Annotated in this window: 17 protein-coding genes; all 17 read left to right on the top strand. The window is 59.4% G+C overall.

The features are described 5' to 3' along the window. Positions 1 to 59 precede the first annotated feature (59 nt). The 17 genes from GVL04_RS06525 (at position 60) to GVL04_RS06445 (ending at position 19,358) form a co-directional block, all read left to right on the top strand. Positions 60 to 317 (top strand): hypothetical protein, encoded by a 258-nt coding sequence (locus GVL04_RS06525; protein ID WP_159701360.1) that lies wholly within the window; start codon positions 60 to 62, stop codon positions 315 to 317. Beyond that, positions 314 to 1,306, top strand: a complete 993-nt coding sequence (locus tag GVL04_RS06520) for a conjugal transfer protein (RefSeq protein WP_159701357.1) — start codon at positions 314 to 316, stop codon at positions 1,304 to 1,306. The genes GVL04_RS06525 and GVL04_RS06520 overlap by 4 nt, the downstream gene beginning before the upstream one ends. Next, on the top strand, positions 1,303 to 1,677 hold the full coding sequence (locus GVL04_RS06515; RefSeq protein ID WP_159701354.1) for a hypothetical protein: 375 nt from the start codon (positions 1,303 to 1,305) through the stop codon (positions 1,675 to 1,677). Before GVL04_RS06520 ends, GVL04_RS06515 begins: the two co-directional genes overlap by 4 nt. 4 nt (positions 1,678 to 1,681) lie before the next feature. Next, the gene (locus GVL04_RS06510) at positions 1,682 to 2,224 is read left to right on the top strand and encodes a hypothetical protein (protein ID WP_159701351.1); all 543 of its coding nucleotides are present in this window, start codon (positions 1,682 to 1,684) and stop codon (positions 2,222 to 2,224) included. A gap of 12 nt (positions 2,225 to 2,236) precedes the next feature. Then, on the top strand, positions 2,237 to 4,774 hold the full coding sequence (locus GVL04_RS06505) for an ATP-binding protein (protein ID WP_159701348.1): 2,538 nt from the start codon (positions 2,237 to 2,239) through the stop codon (positions 4,772 to 4,774). Further along, entirely contained in the window at positions 4,771 to 6,906 is a 2,136-nt protein-coding gene (locus GVL04_RS06500) for a hypothetical protein (protein WP_159701345.1), read from the top strand. Before GVL04_RS06505 ends, GVL04_RS06500 begins: the two co-directional genes overlap by 4 nt. Beyond that, a complete protein-coding gene (locus GVL04_RS06495) occupies positions 6,903 to 8,489 on the top strand; it encodes a peptidoglycan DD-metalloendopeptidase family protein (RefSeq protein WP_159701342.1) in 1,587 nt (528 codons plus the stop codon). Before GVL04_RS06500 ends, GVL04_RS06495 begins: the two co-directional genes overlap by 4 nt. Then, positions 8,486 to 9,157 (top strand): hypothetical protein, encoded by a 672-nt coding sequence (locus GVL04_RS06490; protein WP_159701339.1) that lies wholly within the window; start codon positions 8,486 to 8,488, stop codon positions 9,155 to 9,157. Before GVL04_RS06495 ends, GVL04_RS06490 begins: the two co-directional genes overlap by 4 nt. A gap of 638 nt (positions 9,158 to 9,795) precedes the next feature. Continuing rightward, complete coding sequence (locus GVL04_RS06485) at positions 9,796 to 10,464, top strand: type IV toxin-antitoxin system AbiEi family antitoxin domain-containing protein (protein ID WP_159701336.1); 669 nt, start codon at positions 9,796 to 9,798, stop codon at positions 10,462 to 10,464. Next, entirely contained in the window at positions 10,457 to 11,503 is a 1,047-nt protein-coding gene (locus GVL04_RS06480; RefSeq protein WP_235036200.1) for a nucleotidyl transferase AbiEii/AbiGii toxin family protein, read from the top strand. The genes GVL04_RS06485 and GVL04_RS06480 overlap by 8 nt, the downstream gene beginning before the upstream one ends. Positions 11,504 to 11,858: 355 nt before the next feature. Further along, entirely contained in the window at positions 11,859 to 12,209 is a 351-nt protein-coding gene (locus GVL04_RS06475) for a hypothetical protein (RefSeq protein WP_159701330.1), read from the top strand. A gap of 102 nt (positions 12,210 to 12,311) precedes the next feature. Then, complete coding sequence (locus GVL04_RS06470) at positions 12,312 to 14,417, top strand: type IV secretory system conjugative DNA transfer family protein (protein ID WP_159701327.1); 2,106 nt, start codon at positions 12,312 to 12,314, stop codon at positions 14,415 to 14,417. Between the two features lie 11 nt (positions 14,418 to 14,428). Beyond that, entirely contained in the window at positions 14,429 to 14,719 is a 291-nt protein-coding gene (locus GVL04_RS06465) for a hypothetical protein (protein WP_159701324.1), read from the top strand. Between the two features lie 42 nt (positions 14,720 to 14,761). Next, complete coding sequence (locus GVL04_RS06460) at positions 14,762 to 14,971, top strand: hypothetical protein (protein WP_159701321.1); 210 nt, start codon at positions 14,762 to 14,764, stop codon at positions 14,969 to 14,971. A gap of 105 nt (positions 14,972 to 15,076) precedes the next feature. Further along, positions 15,077 to 15,508, top strand: a complete 432-nt coding sequence (locus tag GVL04_RS06455) for a hypothetical protein (protein WP_159701318.1) — start codon at positions 15,077 to 15,079, stop codon at positions 15,506 to 15,508. Positions 15,509 to 15,902: 394 nt separating this feature from the next. After that, entirely contained in the window at positions 15,903 to 17,483 is a 1,581-nt protein-coding gene (locus GVL04_RS24930) for a helix-turn-helix domain-containing protein (RefSeq protein WP_159701315.1), read from the top strand. Positions 17,484 to 17,624: 141 nt separating this feature from the next. After that, positions 17,625 to 19,358 (top strand): hypothetical protein, encoded by a 1,734-nt coding sequence (locus GVL04_RS06445; protein ID WP_159701311.1) that lies wholly within the window; start codon positions 17,625 to 17,627, stop codon positions 19,356 to 19,358. Positions 19,359 to 19,360 lie beyond the last annotated feature (2 nt).

The raw sequence follows: 19,360 nt of genomic DNA, 5'->3' as shown, positions 1-19,360 counted from the left end.
AGTGACCACCCCCGACCCAGACTGGGGGACTGATTACTGACAATCCATGAGGAGCTTCGATGGGCGATGAGATGCAGGATTCCGCCGCACTACCTGAATCTGTTTCCGACGAGAACCTGGCGGGGTTTATTGGTGACGCTGCCGTCACGATTAGTGCCGAGGACAAGATGCTTCGGGGCATAGCCGATCTGCTGGAGCGCCCCTTTGATGCTTCCCGGCAATGTGAGCTTGCGGAGGTTCTGACTTCCGCGGCAATGGCAGCGGCCAATCAGGCTGCAGCTCGGCTTCATTCTCCAGAGCGGGGATCGTCCTCATGAAGCGGCTATGGAAACGCCAGGCCGATGTTGATGTTTCCGAGGACGTCAAAGTCCCGAGCGTGGCCGGGTCCATGACCCGGGTCCATTCACTGGGAACCAAGGCTTTGGTTGGTGGCTTCTACTTCGTCATGGCTTTGACCGTTGTGGTTGCCTTCGCTGCGTTGGCGCTGTCGCTCAGCAAAGACATCACTGTCGCATCCGATGCCTCCACTGTTCAGCAACCTCAAACTGACAACGCTCCGGCGGCCTACGCTGAGGGTTTCGTTGGTGCCTGGCTGTCGGCTTCCAGCACTGACCATGCCGCCTTGGACACCTACCTTGATGCTTCGAGCGTCGGGATGCTTCCGGCTACCGGATGGGTCTACCGGGATCTTGGCCTGGCGGGTACGGAAACACCGGAAGGATCCACCCTGACGGCAGTCACCGTGGCCGCCAACGTCAAAGAAACCGCCGTTGTGGACGGCAAGACGACCGAGTCTTGGCCGCGACGATACTTCCGGGCCGTGGTGAACTCCGACGGCGGTCTCAGTCCCGTTGGGCTTCCCTCTCCGGTATCCGGACCCGTCCCAGCCACATCAGAGATCACCCTCCGATACCCCGAAGCGGTCTCGACCAGTGCCGACGCTGCTACCACCGTGAGCTCGTTCATCACCGCTTACGCAACCGGAGCCGGCGGGCTGGAAAGGTACACGACCCCCGGGAGCATCATCGCCCCCATTACGCCTGCCCCCTTCAGCAGTGCCTCACTCCGATCCCTAAACGCTGACAAGACTCCTTCTGCTGCGCCCAAGGACGGCGAGACGCTGCATGTCCTTGTTGGCGTGACCTTCAAGACCACTCAGAACCAAGGCGGCGCATCCACGTACGCGATGACGCTCAATGCACGTGCCGGCCGGTGGGAAGTCAGTGCTCTCAACTCCACCCCCGACATCGATAAGACCAGCAAGCCCTCATCAACGAAGACACCAACTGAAAGGCCCACGCCATGACCATCGACCTGCAGACCTCCCTTGACCTTGTCGGGACCGCCTCCCAGATCCACCAGGCCGCTGTTACCCACGTTCCGGCTGGGGTCGTCGACACCGCAAACCAAAAGATCACGGACGTGATTAACCTGTTGAAGACCGGGGCCGTTCTGGTGTCCCTCGGCGCGGTGTTCTTCATCTCCTTGATGAAGAAGTTCAAGGTCACGGGCATCGTCATGGGCATCGCCGCGGGCGGTCTTTTTTTCTGGGGTGTCTTTAACGGCATCGGATGGATGGAAACCCAGATGCGTGGCGAACTGCCTGTTGCAGCCTCCGGTCAGGCCACCGAGCTATCCACTGAGTCCGGGTCCGAGATCTTTCTGACCTTGGAATAGAGCCTTGCCTACCCCCGTAGCGACTGAAGTAGGCCGGTTCTACACCCGCGCCCGCAGGGTCAAGAAAATGCTGGGACGCCTTCACGACGGTTCCAAAATCTGGGGTGGCCCTTACACCCTGACACAAGCCGGCGTGGGGGTCGTCTCTGGTTTCGCGATTCTCAATACCAACTGGCTATGGACCACCGGCATGGCCATCGTGGACATCATCCTCGGTGGCCTTGTGGTCTGGGGACTTGCCTGGTTTACCGGGCGGCTGCCCTCAACAAACCGCAACCCAGCCCTGGTGATGGTCGACGCTTCAGGTGCCGTGTTCCGGCCTGCCACCGGAAGCTACCGCGGAGAATCTCTCAGCATTCGAGAGCCCCGAACACGGCCTGCGCCGCGCTCACTTCCACGGCCGGAAACCGAAGCCATTGAAATAGCAGAACCAATCCCACCTACTCCAGTTGAACCCGAGTCGCAGGCTCCTGTAGGGCCCCCGGATCCCCTCCCCATGAGTGGATCAGCCGTTCAACGCCTGCTGGCACAGGTGAACACCAAGTAGGAGGAAACCCCAATGCAGCGCATCCCGTTCTCGTCCCTGGCCGGCCATCTCATGTGGACCACTGGCGGCATGATCTGGGCCATGTGGCGACTGGAGCCTCTGGCCTACGGGTACGGCAAGCACGAATCGAAAATGCTCGTCAAGGCAGCACACCAGGCCATGTACCAGTCCCTGACCGGTGAATCACTGCTGCTCGGGCTCAGCGCCAACCTCGATCCCGCCGTGGTCATCGAGAACATGATGGACGGGGTCCCCATGGATCGCTGCCCCGAGTACCTCACCGAGGTTGAGCTGAGTCTGGAAGAACTGGAAAACAACCCCGTCGGCACGCGTGCTTTCTGGCTCGCGGCCCCCATCGCAGATCTCGGCATCAAAGAAGCCGTCAAAACCAAATTCCACGCAGTAGATGCCGTTGTCCGGCGTCACCTGGCTCTGCCTCGACGCGTTCCCACGCCGACGGAAATCGCGCACGCCCTGGAGGCGGCAAAACAGATCGAAAAAGCCATACCTCGCGAATTTCAGGCAAAACCGGCAACACCAGACGAACTGGCATGGATCAACGACCACATGCAGCAGCGTGGCCTCAGCCTCGATGTAGCCGTACCGGAACCTAAAAGCAACGCCCCGAAAGGCCGGGTCATTTCCGGAACCCTGCTCTCTGAGCCTTGGATCGACGAAGGCGGACAGTCTGACCAAACATCGGCAGCGGCCCGTGCGGTGCCCTTCAAACGCCGCTACCTCAAAGTCGGCCACGTCGAGAGCGAGACTGACTCGTACCAAGTGTTGATGGCTATGACCGGGACACCCCAGGGCGGATTCGTGTTCCCCGGCGTTGAATTCATCAAAGCCATCGACGATCTGCCCGTAGATGCCGACTTCGCCGTCAGGATGACAATCCAGAAGGCCGAGAAAGCGAAACAGCGCAATGCCCGAGCTGAATCTACCCTCAACGACCAGTACGAGCAGCAAAGCGGCCAAAGCAATCCCATCACCGGCAGCACAAACGACCTGGATGACGTCGCAATAGTGCTCGCGGATTACCAGGCATCGCTGAACCAGTCCGAAAGTGAAGTCGAAGTACAGGCAACGACCATCATTGCCGTCGGAGCCGACAACCCGGAGGACGCCAAGGCAAAAGCCAAATTCATTACGGACTTCTACAAGCGGAAGGAATTCAAATTCGAGGCACCCCTCGGTGGACAAGAAGAACTGTGGTGGGCCATGCTCCCAGGGATCCCCGCCTCCCGGCTTGTCAACGAGCTCGCTCAGATCACTACCGGGCGCGAATTTGCCATGGGTGTGCCGGTCGTTTCAAACGCAATAGGCGAAACCACCGGGTTCTTGGCCGGGTACAACATCTCATCAGGTCGTCGTTCTCCCTTTTTGATGAACATCGGGGGAAACATGGAACGAGACCTTTCCGGTTCCTTCGGAGCCACGGGGGAGAACGGGTCCGGGAAATCGACGTTCCTCAAAACGGTTGCCGGGCACACCTTCGACCGTGACGGGCTCCTGGTTGTCGTAGACCGTTCAGACAACCAGGAATGGGCCGCTTTCGCCAAGTCACTGAACCCGGAACGCACCTCGATCATTGACCTGATGGCGCCGAAATACTCCATGGACCCGCTGCGGATCTTCGGTCCGAAAGTTGGCTCACGAATGGTGAAAACACTCTTCGCTCAGCTCTTCGCGATCCAGACCATGAGCGATGACGGAGACCTCATCAGCTCTCTCCTGGAACCCAACTACATGATCGAGCACGGGGTGACTTCCCTGTCGAAGCTTCTGGATCACATGCAAGGTGACACAGGCATTCCAGCACGTAACCGCGACGTCTGCGACCGCATGGCCAGACGCCTGAAGAACATCGCCACGATCGACCTGGGAGATGTTCTCTTCAACGACGAACTGCCGGCACTGTCCATGGCATCCCAAGCAGTGGTGTTCTGCACCCATGGTTTGGACTTGCCCAGCAAGGATGAGCTCTTCAACGAATCGTTGAAGAAGGAAATGAGCATAGAGAAAATCTTCGGCCGTGCCATGTACGCGCTGCTGGCCAGCATCGGTAAAACGATCTGCTTTGCTGACGACGCCCGCGAAGCGCTGATGATCGTCGACGAGTGCCACCACATGACGTCCTCCCCGGAGGGGGAAGAGGAGATCGTCGATTTCATCCGCTACGGACGCAAGCACAAAGCCGCACTCGGACTGGGAAGCCACGACGCCATCAACGACTTTGGATCCGAAGTGCTCCGCGGGCTCATACCGCAGCGCTTCGTCTTCAGGAACCGTGATGAAACCCTCGCCCGAAACAACCTGAGATGGTTCGCCTCCATGGACACGGACGAATGGGTTGAAACCGTCACCAAGCATCTATCTCCACAAGGAGCCCAGGGCGTGCCGCTGGAACGCCGTGGTGAATGCCTGTACCGCGACGCCAGGAACCGGATCTCCACCGTCAAAATCCAGATCCCCCGCGAACCCCGCCGGGCCAAAGCAGTACTGACAACGCCTCCCAAAATCGATCGGCAAAAGGAGATGGCAGCGTGACCTGGTTCCTGTCGCTCTTCAACCGCCCAGCAGTGTTCCGGGTCAACATCCTTACCAGGATCGGCGCAGAAGCACGGTTGTGGCTCTATCAGCACCCACGGACCCGCCGAACCATGAGCGTTCTCTTTCTTTGGGCTGTCCTCATTCATGCCGGAGCCACGGCCGCTTTCGCTGCCGACGGCACCGGCCAAGGCTCCGGATTGTTCCTGCCCACTGCAGGAATCCACGACACGCACGGCATCCCGATCGATAAATACATGTCCTTGCCCTTGGACCGCGGAGACGCTTGGACACCCCAGAAAATGTGGATCACCAGCATTCTGGACTTCCTCTGGGTGGGGCACATCTTCTACATCGCCATGCTCTTTGCCATGGTGAAGTTCCTGCTGGCCTTTGAATGGATCGAATTCATCGCCTCACCCCTGAACGGGATAGCTGTCTCCTTCCAAGCTCTGGTCAACCAGATCTACTGGATACCCTTTGCCCTCATGGTGACCGCGTTCGTCGCCGGTATTTACATCCTTAGAGGTAAATTCTCGTCAGGACTCATCGAATGCGTAGTCGCCGTGGTCATCGCCATCGCTGCCACCGGTGTCCTGGCAAACCCCGTCGCCACCATTACCGGCCCCGACGGGATCTTAAACAAGGCCAAAATCTGGGGCGGTGAGATCTCCGTCGCCATCACCACAGACCAGCAACCGTGCATGCCCGGTGGCAACTGCCCACGCCCCACCGCCGATGCGACCATGTCCGCGGACAAAGTACTTGCCGAGAACGTCATCGCCCAGCTCGTGGACACTTTCGTCAGAGTTCCGGCGCAAACCGTGACTTTCGGCCACGTTCTGATCGGAGATTGCGACAAAGTCTTCGACAAAGCATTCAACGACCGGAACCCCATCAACGTCGCCGAAACCAACGTTCGAGACAGAGTTGGGGAATGTGACAAGGACGCCAAGGAATACGTTCAGTCACCGGTGATCACGAAGATCGGAGTGATGGCCAACATCCAGTCCGGCAGCTTCTTTATGAACCTGCTGATCCTCGGCCTGTCCCTGTACATCATCAGCTCCGTGTTCTCATCCCTCTGGAACGGGCTCAAAGCCATGTTCGCGTCCCTCTGGGCCGTCCTGCCGTCCACGTCAAGAACAGGGCTGTGGCGGTCGATTATCGGAATCTACTCCTCCTGCGTCATGATCGTCGTCGCCCTCATCTTCCTTGCCGGCTACATGAAGGTACTGGTTTCCATCACCGCCCTTATGAGCCGATTCGGGATCGTCCTCCAAATGGCGTTCGTCAACATCGCCGTCCTCGTGTTCCTCATCGGCCTGTGGCGACTGCACCGCCGCGCGAAAAAAGCAGGAGAAACCCTGGCCCAGCGGCTGGGGAAACTCGGCCTCGGATCAGACGAAAAACCCCGAAGCCAAACCATCAAGCAACTAACCAACCGAGTGGAGCCCTGGGTTCGAGATGCCTGGCGTGATGCCCGTCTGACCAAGAACCTCAAACCCAAACAACGGCAACCACAACCCGGATTGGGGTGGGCTCCCAACGGGGGAGGCGCATTCACCGACCTTGGGGAGAAAATCACACCTCCGCCAACCCTCGGATCCCGTGTCATGCCCGCTCTGACCTCCGGCCCCGGCGCAGGCCCCACGGCCAATCCACCCTCGCCTACTCCAGGAGGACCAGGAGGGGGCGGGACGGACGGCACTCCGTCAGCATCCTCCAAAACGGCAGCTAGCCTGGACTTCGTTGGAACCGCGGCACAGTTCATTCCCCACCCGGCCGCCAAGGCCGTCGGAGCCGCAGCGAAAATCGGCTCCACAGCCGCCCGCACCAAAGCCGCGATCGAAGCCGCCGCACCCGGCCCGCAGGCCCCGAGACACGGCCGCACCATGGGCCCCGCCCACGAGAACCTCACCCGCCGTATCACTGTGGACTCGCAAGGTCATGGATCAGTCAGCCCACGCCTATCCGTTGACCGCAGGGGCAACGGATCCGTTAGTCGGCCGCTCGAAGGAACGATCATTGACGCCCCGGCGGCCCCACCGGCCCCGCGCAGTGCCCGCTCGGTCGAGCTCTCGGCCAAACTCGCCCACCTCCGCTCAGTACGGCCGGTAGGCAGCAGATGAAAAAGGCAGTAATCGCCGTCGCCGCATTAGCGGCGGCGGTTCTACTCTTCGTTACTGTTGTCTTTTTCAGCGGGGCCGCTTTCTTCCTGTCAGGCTCCGGCGCCGTGCTCGCTCGAGGCGGACCAGATTCCCAAACAGGCTCTACCAAGTGCGTCCCCTCTACCTTCGCCGGAGGGTACGCCAGCCCCTTGGTTGGCCAGCTGACCTCCGGTTACGGTCCACGCCCCAACCCCTTCGGCCCCGGTGTTGTGCCAGCCGGATTTCCTGATGAATCAGCCTTGACCTTCCACGCGGGCCAAGACGTCGCCGGCGTCCCCGAACGTACCCCGTTCTACTCAGCTTCCGCAGGCACTGTCCGGGCAGTCGACTCAGGCGGCAACGCCGGCGGCAACGGCATCATCATTGATGCCGGAAACAACACCGAATTCTGGTACTGGCACGCCGCCGACGGCACCTCCAAGGTCAAAGCAGGTCAGACCGTCAAGGCCGGCGACGAATTGGCCGGTGTCGGATCGACCGGCGCCTCAACCGCACCGCACCTTCACTTCGAGATCCACGTCAACGGCCAACACGTAGACCCCAACACGTACATGAAAGAACGAGGGATCACCCTCGGCGCCGGCGGAGCCACTGGCGGCGATGCCCCAGCCCAAGCAGCCCCTGTCTTAGGTGGTGGGCTGACGGTCAAAGGCCCCAACGGATTGCCCCTCACGTTCAGCGGTGACCAAATGAACTTGGTGTCCATCATCGTCAAAGAAGGCAAAAACGCCGGAGTTCCGACCAACGGAATCCTCATCGCGCTCATGGTTGCCTCGCAGGAGTCAGGGATCAACACCTACGCCAATTCCGGAGTCCCTGAATCTCTGATGTACCCGCACATGAAAGTCGGAAGTGACCACGACTCCGTCAATGCCTTCCAGCAGCGCCCCGCGGCCAGTTGGGGATCCGTCGAGGAACTGATGGACCCCACCTACGCGGCACGGGCCTTTTACGGTGGGAAAGAAGGACCAAACCACGGATCCCCCAGAGGACTCTTGGATATCCCCGGCTGGGAACAAATGAGCCTTACCGGAGCCGCCCAGACAGTGCAGGTTTCGGCCTTCCCGGACGCCTACGCCAAATGGCAGACAACTGCCCAGCAACTCCTTGAATCCGCCGGTGGCGCCATCCCGACCCAATGCACTCCAGGGGCCGATCAGCCCATTACGGCCGCAGACAACGCCGGCACCCGCACCAAAGTCATCGATGCCGCCAAGCAAGGAGTGGGAGGTGACTACGTTTGGGCTGGAACAACTTTCAAAGCCTGGGACTGCTCGGGATATGTCCAATGGATCTATGACCAGGCGGGCATCAAACTTCCACGCGTCAACCAGTGGACGGCCGGAAGCAAAACCACCGACCCCCAGCCAGGGGATCTCGTCGTGCAGCGGCAAAGCAGCCCCGGGCGCTGGGAACACGTCGGAATCTATGCAGGCAACGGACAGATGTACAGCGCATTGAACCCTCAGGAAGGGACGCTCCTACATGCCACCACGTGGGAGACCGACACCGAATACTTCACTCTGCTCAAGGCCACCCCATGACCAAGCACACCCTGATAACGAGCTGCATTGTGGCGGCAGCTGCAGCCCTCGCAGCCTTGGGAATCTGGCTGTTCCAGACGCCCTCACCAGCCAGCAACGAGCCACCAGCACGTCTGGAACAGCCATCACGGGCTCCAGAACCACCACCGACCCCCGGCGGACAAAACGGCCCGGAAACCCCGGAAACACAAGGAACCCAGGCATCTGTTCCAGAAGCTCCAGCACCTGAAGATCCCGTCCTGAGCACCGCACAGATAGCGGAGCTGGACACAGCGGCCAGGGACTTCGTCATCTCCTACCACCGCCGCTCATTCGAGGACCCCAGTGCTTCGTCATGGCTGACGAACGCCCTGACCAACTGCACACCGGAATTCGGTGCAGAACTGACGAGAAGATTTTCAGGTGACGGTGGACTTCAGTGGACCCGCTACGTGGAAGGCCGCTCAACAACTGAGGCACGGATCCTGCGAACACAACCTGGACGGACCGAGGAATTCCCCGCCGGCAAGATGACGATGATCGTTGACTACACCGTCACCACCCAAAGCCAGGACCCAATGGTCGCCGCGGCCGATACTCCGTACGTGCGGACGGTAGAACTGGTCAGAGTAGGAGACGGCTGGAAAGCTGAATCCCTCGCAAATCTCTCAGGCGAGCCCACGGCCTAGCGGGAACGACCAGCGCGGGCCAAGGCAGCCACTGAGCACGCCTAACCCCACAAGCACACGGGAACACCTTCAAGCCAAACACGACCAGCCTCCGCACTTGTACAACCAGTCGTATACGCTCCCCAGGTGTGCTCATTGCTATCTGGCATAGGCGCCCCGGAAGCCTCACCGTGACCACGACATTCCATCGCAACGTCATCACGGAGAGCTCACCCCGCGTGGGGAAAAGACAGGTGAACAGACCAACGCCAGTGGTCGCAGACCATCCGCAGAACACCCCACATCAGCTAGCACGGTAAGCGATGCTGCAGCAGCGCCGACGATAAGGCCATACGGCTGGAGGGAAGGCTTGCTCAGTGCCAAGTGGGTCAAGCTGATGGAAACCGCGTGTGCCCTCATATTGGAAGGACAACACCCACCTCCACACTCTGGATCACTTCTCTTGATTCGGGGTCTCGAGTTTTACCCTCGCCCGATAAACGCGTTTACCTTTCGAGGGTAAAACTTGGGACCAAATTGAATCGGCTCACTCTCGAAACAACGAAACGCGACGCAACTGGCCCTGCAGGCTTGCGACGCACCAATTACGGTTTCATCTGTGCTACAACATTTGTATCTATTATGGATACAATTGATGCATGACTGCTGAGACTGTCGCCCTTCTAGGGACAATTGCCGAGCAGCGCTGGGGGCTTGTGACTACCTCACAAGCCGAGCGCGCTGGGATCTCCCGCATGCAGCTCTCCCGGCTGTCAGCGGCCGGAGCAATAACCCGCGTCCTCCAAGGCGTCTACCGGATGGCGGGTGCGCCCATGCTGGAACACGAAGACATCATCGCAACCTGGCTGGCCACCGGTGGCGACAGCGCAGCACGGACTACCACCGGGGCACCTGGACTCGTCGTTGCCGGAGTCGATGCAACCCTCCTGCACGGTATAGGCGATTTCTACCCCGAGGGTCACACCCTTATCTCACCGACCCGTAAAGGCACGCGCCTGCCTGGGGTGAAAATCAAAATCAGAACCCTCGCTCCCGAGGAAGTCACCTACGTCCAAGCTCTGCCCACGCTGACCATCGAGCGAACGATTGCCGATCTCGTCGAATCCTGGACGGACAGATCGCTCACCTCCGACACCATTCGCGACGCCATTGCCCAAGGCCGGCTTGTCCATCCCCAACGACTGGTCGAACATCTTGCACCTCTCGCAGCCGCCAATGGTCACGACGTCAACGACGGCGCAGCACTGGCGCAGGAACTATTCGACCTGGCCGGCACCAGCCCTTCGGGATGGGCGCCCCGTGTCTGAAGCCGGCTACAGCTCCTGGACAGCTCTGGTCGCAGCTTTCAAAGCCACCGCAGCCAAGTCCGTCAAGGACGGGGGAGCCCACGACATCAACTCACAGCTGATTCAGGCTAGGTTTGACCGTTTCCTCTCCCGGGTCTTCGCCGACGGCGAGAAATCAGAATGGATGCTCAAGGGCGGAGGCGCCATGCTCGCACGCGTGCCCCTAACAAGAGGCACCAAAGACCTCGACCTGGCGGCCAGCGCCGCCGACCTTGACGAAGCCCTCCATGCCTTGGAAGAACGAGCTTCAGTAGATCTTGGCGATCACATTCGCTTCGAGCTCGCCCGCACTACCGACACCGGACAAGGGGACAACCAGCCGGGCACCCAAACCCGCAGGGCTCAATTCACTGCCTACGACGCAGACACAGGGAAGAAGATCGGGGACATACCAGTCGATATCGTTGTGGGACCTCCACCGGTCGGGGTGCCGGAAGTGGTGAACCCCGCGAACCGAATCCATTTGCCGCGTCCTATCCCAACCCACCCCTACCGCCTATACCCGTTGGCCGACCAGGTCGCCGAGAAGGTGTGCGCCACGCTCTCGCGATATGCCGGAGTCCCCAGCAGCAGAACAAAAGACTTGATTGACCTTGTCGTGATCGCCCGAACCCAACGGCTCAACGCTCGCGAGCTCCAGCGCGCGATAGACGCCAAACGACTAATGTCCCAAATCGGCGAAGTCTCCACCTTCACAGTTCCCGAAGGATGGGGGCGAACGTACCAAGCTCTGGCGAAGTCCACGCCATCAACCGGTGGAATAACAGATGTGGCGGAAGCGCAGGAACTCGTAGCTGCCCTCGTCAACCCGGCGCTGGCGCCGGACCCGGCCCCTTCCAACATCACCTGGATTCCTGGTTCAGGGTGGCTGGCCGAACCCGAGCCAAGCGCTGAACCCCTGCGAGCGCCTGACTCTGCCGGGTCGGATGTTTGGGTTCGTCGTCATGTCCGGGCGGGTTGGCCGGTCAGTGAGCACTTCAGGTCCCCGCGCAGTTCATAGACGGATCCGTAGCCTGCCCTGCTTGTAATCTTCGGTCCTCCGGCACCTACCCCGTATATACCAGCAAATTTCGAGTACACAAGGGGCCCATATGGGATCGGTCGAACTTCTGGATCATCGGCGTGATGCGCCTGCCATAAAGCGTCAGGGCGTAGGAACGAGTACGCAGTGGACCTTGTCCAGGAGCGAGCTGACCCGTGCTTTGAGTGTGGGTCCAAGTTTGGTGGATCGGCTGGAGCAGGCTGGCTATCTTGCTAGGGGACATACCCCTTTCAGTCAGATCCAGTGGATGCTCAACGCGTCCAAGGTCAGTTGTAAGGGGCGGCTGCCTCTAGCGCAGACACCTGCTCAGTCGTTGCCTGGGTCGCAACACCTTGATGACTCCCGTTGGGCTTCGCAGTATTTCGGTCCTTGGCCTAATCGTGGCTTCCCTTACGACGAGGTCAGCACAGGCAAGATCCTGGCAGTGGGGACGGGGACGTTCATCACCGGCGCCCTTCGTATCCACGAACTCATTCCGGGACCGGATTCCACCCTCCATCTGACTGGCCATGCCATTGCCAGGTTGCGCCCGCCGGCCGCGGGAAGAGTGAATCCTGCCATCACCATCGATGGTGATGAGCCTGAACATATTCAGGCCTGGCTCAGCGAACTCATCGGCAGCCGGTATACCCCCCGCCGCGGCGGATCCCTCGCTCTCATTTAGCACCGCAAAACACGGAGACATCATGAACAGTCGTAACAAGGAAGCGCTGCGGTCATCCCGCCTTTTGTCCAGGGTCATCGTTGCGTTTTTGGTTGGTGAGCTGTGAGCTCAGCATTCGGCCGCACACAGACAGCTGAACCGCCCGGGGCGCAGCTTCCTGCTCCTCACAACCCATGGACTCCCGTCATTCTGGTGTGCCTTGTTCTGGGGGTCATCGGGTCATGCATCCTTTGGATCCAGGGGTCTACCGTCGGGGCGATCGCTGCGGCAACCTTTTCTGGACTCTCGACTGCGGCAGCCACTGTCGCAGCTGTACGGAACAGGCGCCGGCAATACATCATCGACAATGCTGTTGAAGCGCTCGCTCCGCAGCTCGGGGTCAGGAAGGTCTCCCGCAGCCTGGTTAGGGCTTCGAAATGGGGAGAAGGTTTCACGGGCTATCCAGCGAGGGTTTCGGTCCGGTACGGGAGGACCGTCAACGATCATGACGGTATCTGGCTGGCCAAACTGGGTGAAGTTGTTGACAGGAATTTCGACGGTACCTACAAGGTGGACGCCCATGACCGGCGGCGCAAGCACATCCAGTTTCGCTTGGATATCACCGAGATGGAGAAGGAGTCTTCAAAGACCGCTGATGCGTTGAGGGCTGAATCGGTCATCACGGAACTTTTTGGCAAGGACGTCACCATCGACACCAATGAGGATGACGAGGGCATCAAGACCATCGGGGTCAGCGGACTGCCAAGCGCGAAACTATCCATTGGGTCTCGCCGTTCCGGGGTCGAGCGGGTCATAGCAGCAACTCTGCCGGGCCGTCTCAAAGCGGTTTGGGATCTGCAGCACTCCTCTGTGGAATTCAAACGTCGTATCCCTCTGCCCACTATGGTCAGGCCGCCCGAGGAGCACTCGCCGCTTGCGCTCGACCACAGGGTTTATACCGATTTCAGAGTTCCCCTCGCTGTGGCAGAAGAAGACGAGCTTCTCGAATGGTGGCCTGCCGTTCAAGCCCACCTCATGGTGGTCGGCGGTACAGGGTCCGGTAAGACCGTTCTCCTTCACGGGGTGACTCAACGTGTAACGCAAGCTGGTTGGCGTACTTGGATTATTGATGGCAAACGCATCGAGTTCATCGGTTTTCGGGGGTGGCCAAACGTTGAGCTGGTTACCGCCAGAGTTGAACATCAGGTGCGTGCGATTCTGGCCGCTCACGAGCTCATGGAGGAACGGTACAACCAGGTAGAAGTCGGCCAGGCCAGCCTTGCAGACTTCGAACCACTTCTGCTGGTTATCGACGAACTCACCACATTCCTCAAGCGCACTGAACGGTGGTGGAAGAAGGTCAAGCCCAAGGGAGCGCCGGTTAAGCCGCCGATTCTTGAGCTCATTGCAGACATCGCCCGGCTCGGTCGTTCAGCAAAGGTCCACATGATTGTTGGCCTACAGCGCCCGGACGTTGAATTTGTGGGCGGTGAAATGCGTGACAACTTCGGCGCCAGAGTGTCGATGGGCCGACTATCTCCTCAGGGAGCCCAGATGATGTGGGACTCCGCAGCGATTGGCGTAGCCATTCCTCGAACCGCCCGGGGCCGCGCGATCTGTTTGGACAACAAATCACGACCAGTGGAAGCGCAAACGTTCTTTTCACCCAACCCGGATCCCAATTCACCCGGCTTTGACGAGGCCTTCGTTGAATCCGTGCGTCCGAAAGTTACCTACTATTCGCGAAAGATGGTTGAGGTCCTCGAACCCAAGGAAGACCTCGACGGTGAAACTCTCCCTCTGACGTTCGATGACTACGCTGTAGCTGAAATCATGGAATACGACGCGGACTACGAAAAGCGGCATGCTCATATCCCGGCCGGCGACACCCCCCGCAAGAGCCAGATCTCGAAGGCACCACAGCCGCTCCAAGATGCGGCCGACGAAACAGAGCCGGTAGCAGTTGAGTCCGCCGAGGGTGAAGAAGATCAGTTCACCGGATACGACGCAGAGACCTATTCGGGTCCCGAAGATCTGAGCGCCGGCGATCTGTTCTGCGTTGACGAGAATATCGGCCAATGGGGCGTCATTGAATCGATCGAACCCGACTACAGGGACGACTCGGCCATGACCATCGACTACCGGGACTTCGACTCCGGTGAACCCGAAACGATCATGCTCAGCTCAGATTCCGCACTGATGGTGCGGCACCCATCCACAGTTGATTAAGGAGCACACCTATGAGTAACAACGGCGGCAGCGGAGACCTGACCCCAGACCAGATGCAGCTGATCTGTATTGGCTTTCTCGCTCTAGCTATGGGCCTCATACCGTTCGGGGCCCTCCTTGACCCGGTCAGGGATTGGCTACTGGCCAGCCACGTCATGGTTCCTTCCGCTCAAGCACTCATCGAAATTCCAGGAACCGGAATCGGACTGGATCTGCCGAGGCTTATCATTCTCGCCGCAGCAGCGGTCGGGATCGTTGCAGGGAGCGTCTTGATCGTCCGGAGAAGAAACGTCGAGGATTAACCGGGGACCTACCAAGGCGTTGGCCGAGGTTCGTTTCATGAAATGGCCACTGATCGAATGGAAGCTGCCGTAGCGGCAGTCCTTGTTGTTCATGATGATGGCAGCCACACCTTCACCGGCGAGCTACCCACAGCCATCCTGGACGCACCGAGATACTTGACCGGACCAACCCTCATGGTCGGGTACTCTTCGGTGACGGCCCGCTGGCGTGGGCGAAAAATTGCCACAAAGCCTTTCGCGGTCCTTATCTGAGCGGGGTCATCTCACAGCATGCGAAGAAGCCCCAGCTCTGACACCGCGACACGCCACCGGACTTAATAGGTTAAATGAATCGTCACTGAGGGTAGATTCAATCCCATGGAGCAGAAGCGAGCGAAACGCGAGCGGGGAACAGGCCTTGGAAACATGCCATTCCTCGTCTATGTTGAGGGACCCGCGAAGCATAAAGCCGACCAGATGGCAGATGCAGCTCAGGTCACCTTGTCACGAATGATCGAAGCCATCATCGATCACATGCCAGAGACTGTATCGCCCGGTACATACGGGGATCCTGCGAAATACAGGACCAAAGATCACACCGGCGATGAAATTCTCACAGGGCTGATCGCTCCGGCACGCAAGGCCAAGGTCAAGCGCCTGGGGAAGCTGAACGGCGGATCCACGTCGATGGCCCAGGTGATGAACGCGTTCATCACCAACATCCACCTTGACCCCTACGGTCTCCCTGAATGGTGGCTTGATCCAGCAGCTCCGAACTATCAGGAGGCTTTGCCCATCACAGGCACTTAAAAGAGTGAGGGCGCCGGATCCGCCAAGATCCTACGCCCTCTAATCATTGAGATCGATCAGCGCCAACTGATCAATTCTCCAAATCTTTAGCACCGGTCACACCATGAGCCGGTTGCCTATGTCAGCAAGCTAGAGAAAACCAAAACCCCGCCGCCTTTGTCGTGCCCGAAAGGATCACAGCTTGAGTATAGGACAACTTCCAGCAGTTATAGAAGCACCCACGCAGGGGACGTACCATTCGGGCGTGTCGCCTGAGGACCGCGCCTGGGAACTTTTAGCACCTGCATTGGCTGGCCGGGACCGCGTAAGGGTGTCGCTGGACCGCGGCAAAAACTATCCGGCACGCTGCGAACAGAACCTTCGTGCAAGGCGCCCGGCCGCGCCTGCAGCAGTAATGGTCTATTCACTTGCAGGCATGGCGTCGACGATTTTCCTTGACCTTGACACCAACCGCGGCGGCGTCCAAGCGGTCACAAAAGACGCTGAACGACTCCGCACATGGTTCGGGCACAACGGGGCGCAATGGGTTGAAGACGTCTCCCCAAACGGAGGGCGACACCTGTATCTCCCACTCGCTGAGGCAATTCCATTCACCGAAGCCCGAGACTTCGTAGAAGCCCTGGAACGCCGTTTCACCACTATTGACCCCTCTCCTCACAGATCCGTAGCCTCCGGATGCTGCCGCGTACCAGGTAGCACGCACCGTACAGGTGGCGTCCAGAAACTCACCCAGGTAGTAGGAGAAGCCATTCTTGCCGTTTCCGAAAGGAACGCTCCAGTCGTTTGGGCTCGACTCTGGGCCGACACAACCGAGCTACGGACCTCCAGGAATCAATTGGAACCCTATGTACCCGAAGAGATTGACTCCGATCAATTGGTCGGGTTGTCCTCACAGGTCCTCCGGATAGCGCGAGAAGGCATTTACGACCAAGCTCGCTACCGTTCTCCCTCAGAGGCAAGGATGGCCGTGATAGCAGGAGCCGTTCGCCAGGGCATGACAGTAACGGACGTTCAGCAGAAGATGCTCACGGGCGCTTGGCCGGCGCTAGCTGGCCTTTATTCAAAGTACGCGCCAGGAACAAGGTCCTCAGTCCTAGCCAGAGAGTGGCGAAAAGCCCATGAGTTTATAGCGCGGTCTCTTCGGAGAGGCAGCGGTCGGAGCACCCAGAGGAACGTCCACAGATCAGACACAAGCAAAAACAAATCACAGGGGGTGCACGCCGCCCCTGCCCACAAAGACTTTCTGGAAGCCTGGTCCAAGGCTCGGTCTGCACTCGAGCAGAGACTTCGGGGCTCCAAGGATAAATTGGGCCTGCGGATGATGCTTCGAGCACTCGAGGAGGCATCGGCTAAAACTGGTACGAGAGAGATCAGCTTCGGAGTCAGGGCTTATGCCCTCGCCACCGGGGCACATCCTTCAACAGCTGCCGCCCAGCTCCAGCTGCTGACTGCAACTCCTGGGGCACCTATCAGAAAGATTTCTGACGGGCGTGGACGAGACGCCGACACTTACGAACTAACGCTGCCTGAGGTGAGTAATGTACTCCCAGGCAGACGCCGTCGAGTACATGCTGTTCGACCTGCATTTCGTGAGTTGGGTCTACCGGCGGCGTTCGTATATGAAGAACTGGAAAATGCGCAGACCCCCCTACGGGTCGCAGAGCTGGTCCAGGCAACTGGTCTCGGAAGATCCACCATCCATCAGGCTCTGGAAACTCTCGCATCCTGGGGTCTAGCCCGATGGAAATCGCTGGGGTGGGTTGTTGGGTCGGCATGCCTGAAAGTTTGCGCTGAAGTGCTCGGAGTAATTGAGGCCGTCATCCGCCAGCAAGCCCTCTATAAGAAACAGCGCGCGAGGTGGCATGCATGGCTCGAATCAAGACAGCATCCCGGACTGATCCCCGAAGTGATCGAAGAATATCCATACTGGCTGTTTGAACCAGATGAGGAGCCGGAGGATCGAGCCCAATTGTGAGATTTCTGCCAGGATCAGGTCTGGTTGGCTATGACCGGCTTGCCTGAGACCAGATAGGCCCTGTTGAGCTTTCCACGGTGGACAGCGATCAACGAATCAACTAATGTTTTGTTATTAAGAAATTAACAAAATGATTGGAGAATGTCAGTGCGGCCGAAACCCTGGAACTTTGGGGATATTCCTACATTGTTCGCGGACTACACCACCGGCCGCGGAGTGTTCTCTAACGGTCAGTTCGTCCCGCCGAAGATCGGGGAGCGCCGGAAAAACCCGAACCTGCAGGACATGTTAGATACAGCTGCGTCTGCCGGGGCGGCGCGGATCATGTTTACGGGAAATGTTCCCGACAATGATCCCTTGTCGGCCGGCCGTGAGGTCAGGCACTGGTTGTTGGTTCAGACGCCAGGGTGGGAACCAGGGTGGATGGGCAGGGATGGGCGCATGGAGGGGCATTGGACAGGCAAGCCGGTGACCGGCCGTTTTGAGCGCAAAGCCACCGGCCAGCGCGTTGAGGTAAAGACTGCGGCCGAGTGGTTCGGCAATGTTCCGTTGAATCCGGAGCAAGCCCGGCAAGCCTGGGACGCAACGCAGGCCCTTGTTGGCAGGGCCTTTCCACTTCGGAACAGCAACGGTGAAACCAAGCCGGCGAGGCTTGGCAAGACCCCGGCATCGACCGGGACCAATTTGTGGGCTTTGTCGTTGCCTTACGGTCTTGACCCCGAACAGGTTTCAGATGACATCGCCCAAGAGTTACACCGAACGTCGGGTCAGCACCACCTCGAGCATTTGGTTGCGGGACCTTCTTTCTCAACCCATGAAGACTGCGTACCGCTGGTTGACCCAGCCGCCATGCCGAAGCTGGAAACGTTCGCATACGTCGACGGGCGTCGCATGTACGCGTCCCTGTGCCGTGAGCTTGGGGTCGGGCCCGGGCGTCGCTTGAACCGGGCCGACACCGCGGACCTGATCGAACGAGACCCTTACGCCCGGGCACGTGTCTACGCGAAGTTCACCGTGCCGCGCGACTGGCGGCACGTGGGAATCTTCGGAATGCAGCAACCAGGATCAGGGAAGGACTGGTACTACCCAAACCGGCCGGGCGCGGTAGGGGAATCCTGGGCAGATATGTCCGAGATCCACGTCGCCCGCAAAATGGGATGGCTCGTCGAACCAATCGAATCCGTGGAGTTCACTAAGCTCACTCCCGGTAAGGATAAGGACGGGGAACCCAAAATGGTTGCTGCCCGACCATTGGATACCTTCGCCAAACGCATCATCAACATCTGGGACGCGGTTGACGAAGACCCCGAAATGCCGCTGCTGATCAAAGCAGCCGTATCCGCAGCGATGCGGGCCATCCTGATCCAGACCATCGGCACCTTCGCCTCCCGTGGACGCAGCTCCACGGTCGTCGCCTGGAGCCCCCAAGACGTCCCGGCCCAATACCTGCAGTCGGTCCAGCGCAGAGGTGAGGCGTATGTATACGAGGTCCCCGCGCCCCTGTCATCCCAACTCAGGCCCTACTACCGTCCTGAACTTGCCGTGCAGGTCTGGGCCCGTGGACGGGCGAAGGTGCTGCTGGGACCATCCGCCCTCGGCCCGGACACAGCCGGCGCCCTGACAGTACCCTCGGAAACTCTTCTGGGCATAAACGGCGACGCCATCTACACCACCTTCGTCCCCGGATGGTCCCTGCCTACCGGTCACGGTGGAGGCGATGACGGCAAAGTCGGCCGACTTCGTCTCCAGGGCGTCCTGAACAACGTCAAAACACCCCTGACCACGGACGAACGCAACAAACTCCGCATCAAGGCCGTCAAAGCCGGCATCGATGCCGCGTTCTTCGACGACGAATTCAACACTCCAAAGGACTAAAC

The sequence above is a fragment of the Arthrobacter sp. 18067 genome, assembly GCF_902706295.1.
Lineage (GTDB): Bacteria > Actinomycetota > Actinomycetes > Actinomycetales > Micrococcaceae > Arthrobacter.
The sequence above is the reverse complement of the archived record's forward strand: the minus strand, read 5'-3'. Positions and strand labels throughout refer to the sequence as shown.

Coding starts and splice junctions, on each gene's coding strand:
- GVL04_RS06525 (WP_159701360.1), top strand. CDS start 60: ATGGGCGATGAGATGCAGGATTCCGCCGCACTACCTGAATCTGTTTCC.
- GVL04_RS06520 (WP_159701357.1), top strand. CDS start 314: ATGAAGCGGCTATGGAAACGCCAGGCCGATGTTGATGTTTCCGAGGAC.
- GVL04_RS06515 (WP_159701354.1), top strand. CDS start 1,303: ATGACCATCGACCTGCAGACCTCCCTTGACCTTGTCGGGACCGCCTCC.
- GVL04_RS06505 (WP_159701348.1), top strand. CDS start 2,237: ATGCAGCGCATCCCGTTCTCGTCCCTGGCCGGCCATCTCATGTGGACC.
- GVL04_RS06495 (WP_159701342.1), top strand. CDS start 6,903: ATGAAAAAGGCAGTAATCGCCGTCGCCGCATTAGCGGCGGCGGTTCTA.
- GVL04_RS06490 (WP_159701339.1), top strand. CDS start 8,486: ATGACCAAGCACACCCTGATAACGAGCTGCATTGTGGCGGCAGCTGCA.
- GVL04_RS06485 (WP_159701336.1), top strand. CDS start 9,796: ATGACTGCTGAGACTGTCGCCCTTCTAGGGACAATTGCCGAGCAGCGC.
- GVL04_RS06465 (WP_159701324.1), top strand. CDS start 14,429: ATGAGTAACAACGGCGGCAGCGGAGACCTGACCCCAGACCAGATGCAG.
- GVL04_RS06460 (WP_159701321.1), top strand. CDS start 14,762: ATGGCCACTGATCGAATGGAAGCTGCCGTAGCGGCAGTCCTTGTTGTT.
- GVL04_RS06455 (WP_159701318.1), top strand. CDS start 15,077: ATGGAGCAGAAGCGAGCGAAACGCGAGCGGGGAACAGGCCTTGGAAAC.
- GVL04_RS24930 (WP_159701315.1), top strand. CDS start 15,903: ATGGTCTATTCACTTGCAGGCATGGCGTCGACGATTTTCCTTGACCTT.
- GVL04_RS06445 (WP_159701311.1), top strand. CDS start 17,625: ATGTCAGTGCGGCCGAAACCCTGGAACTTTGGGGATATTCCTACATTG.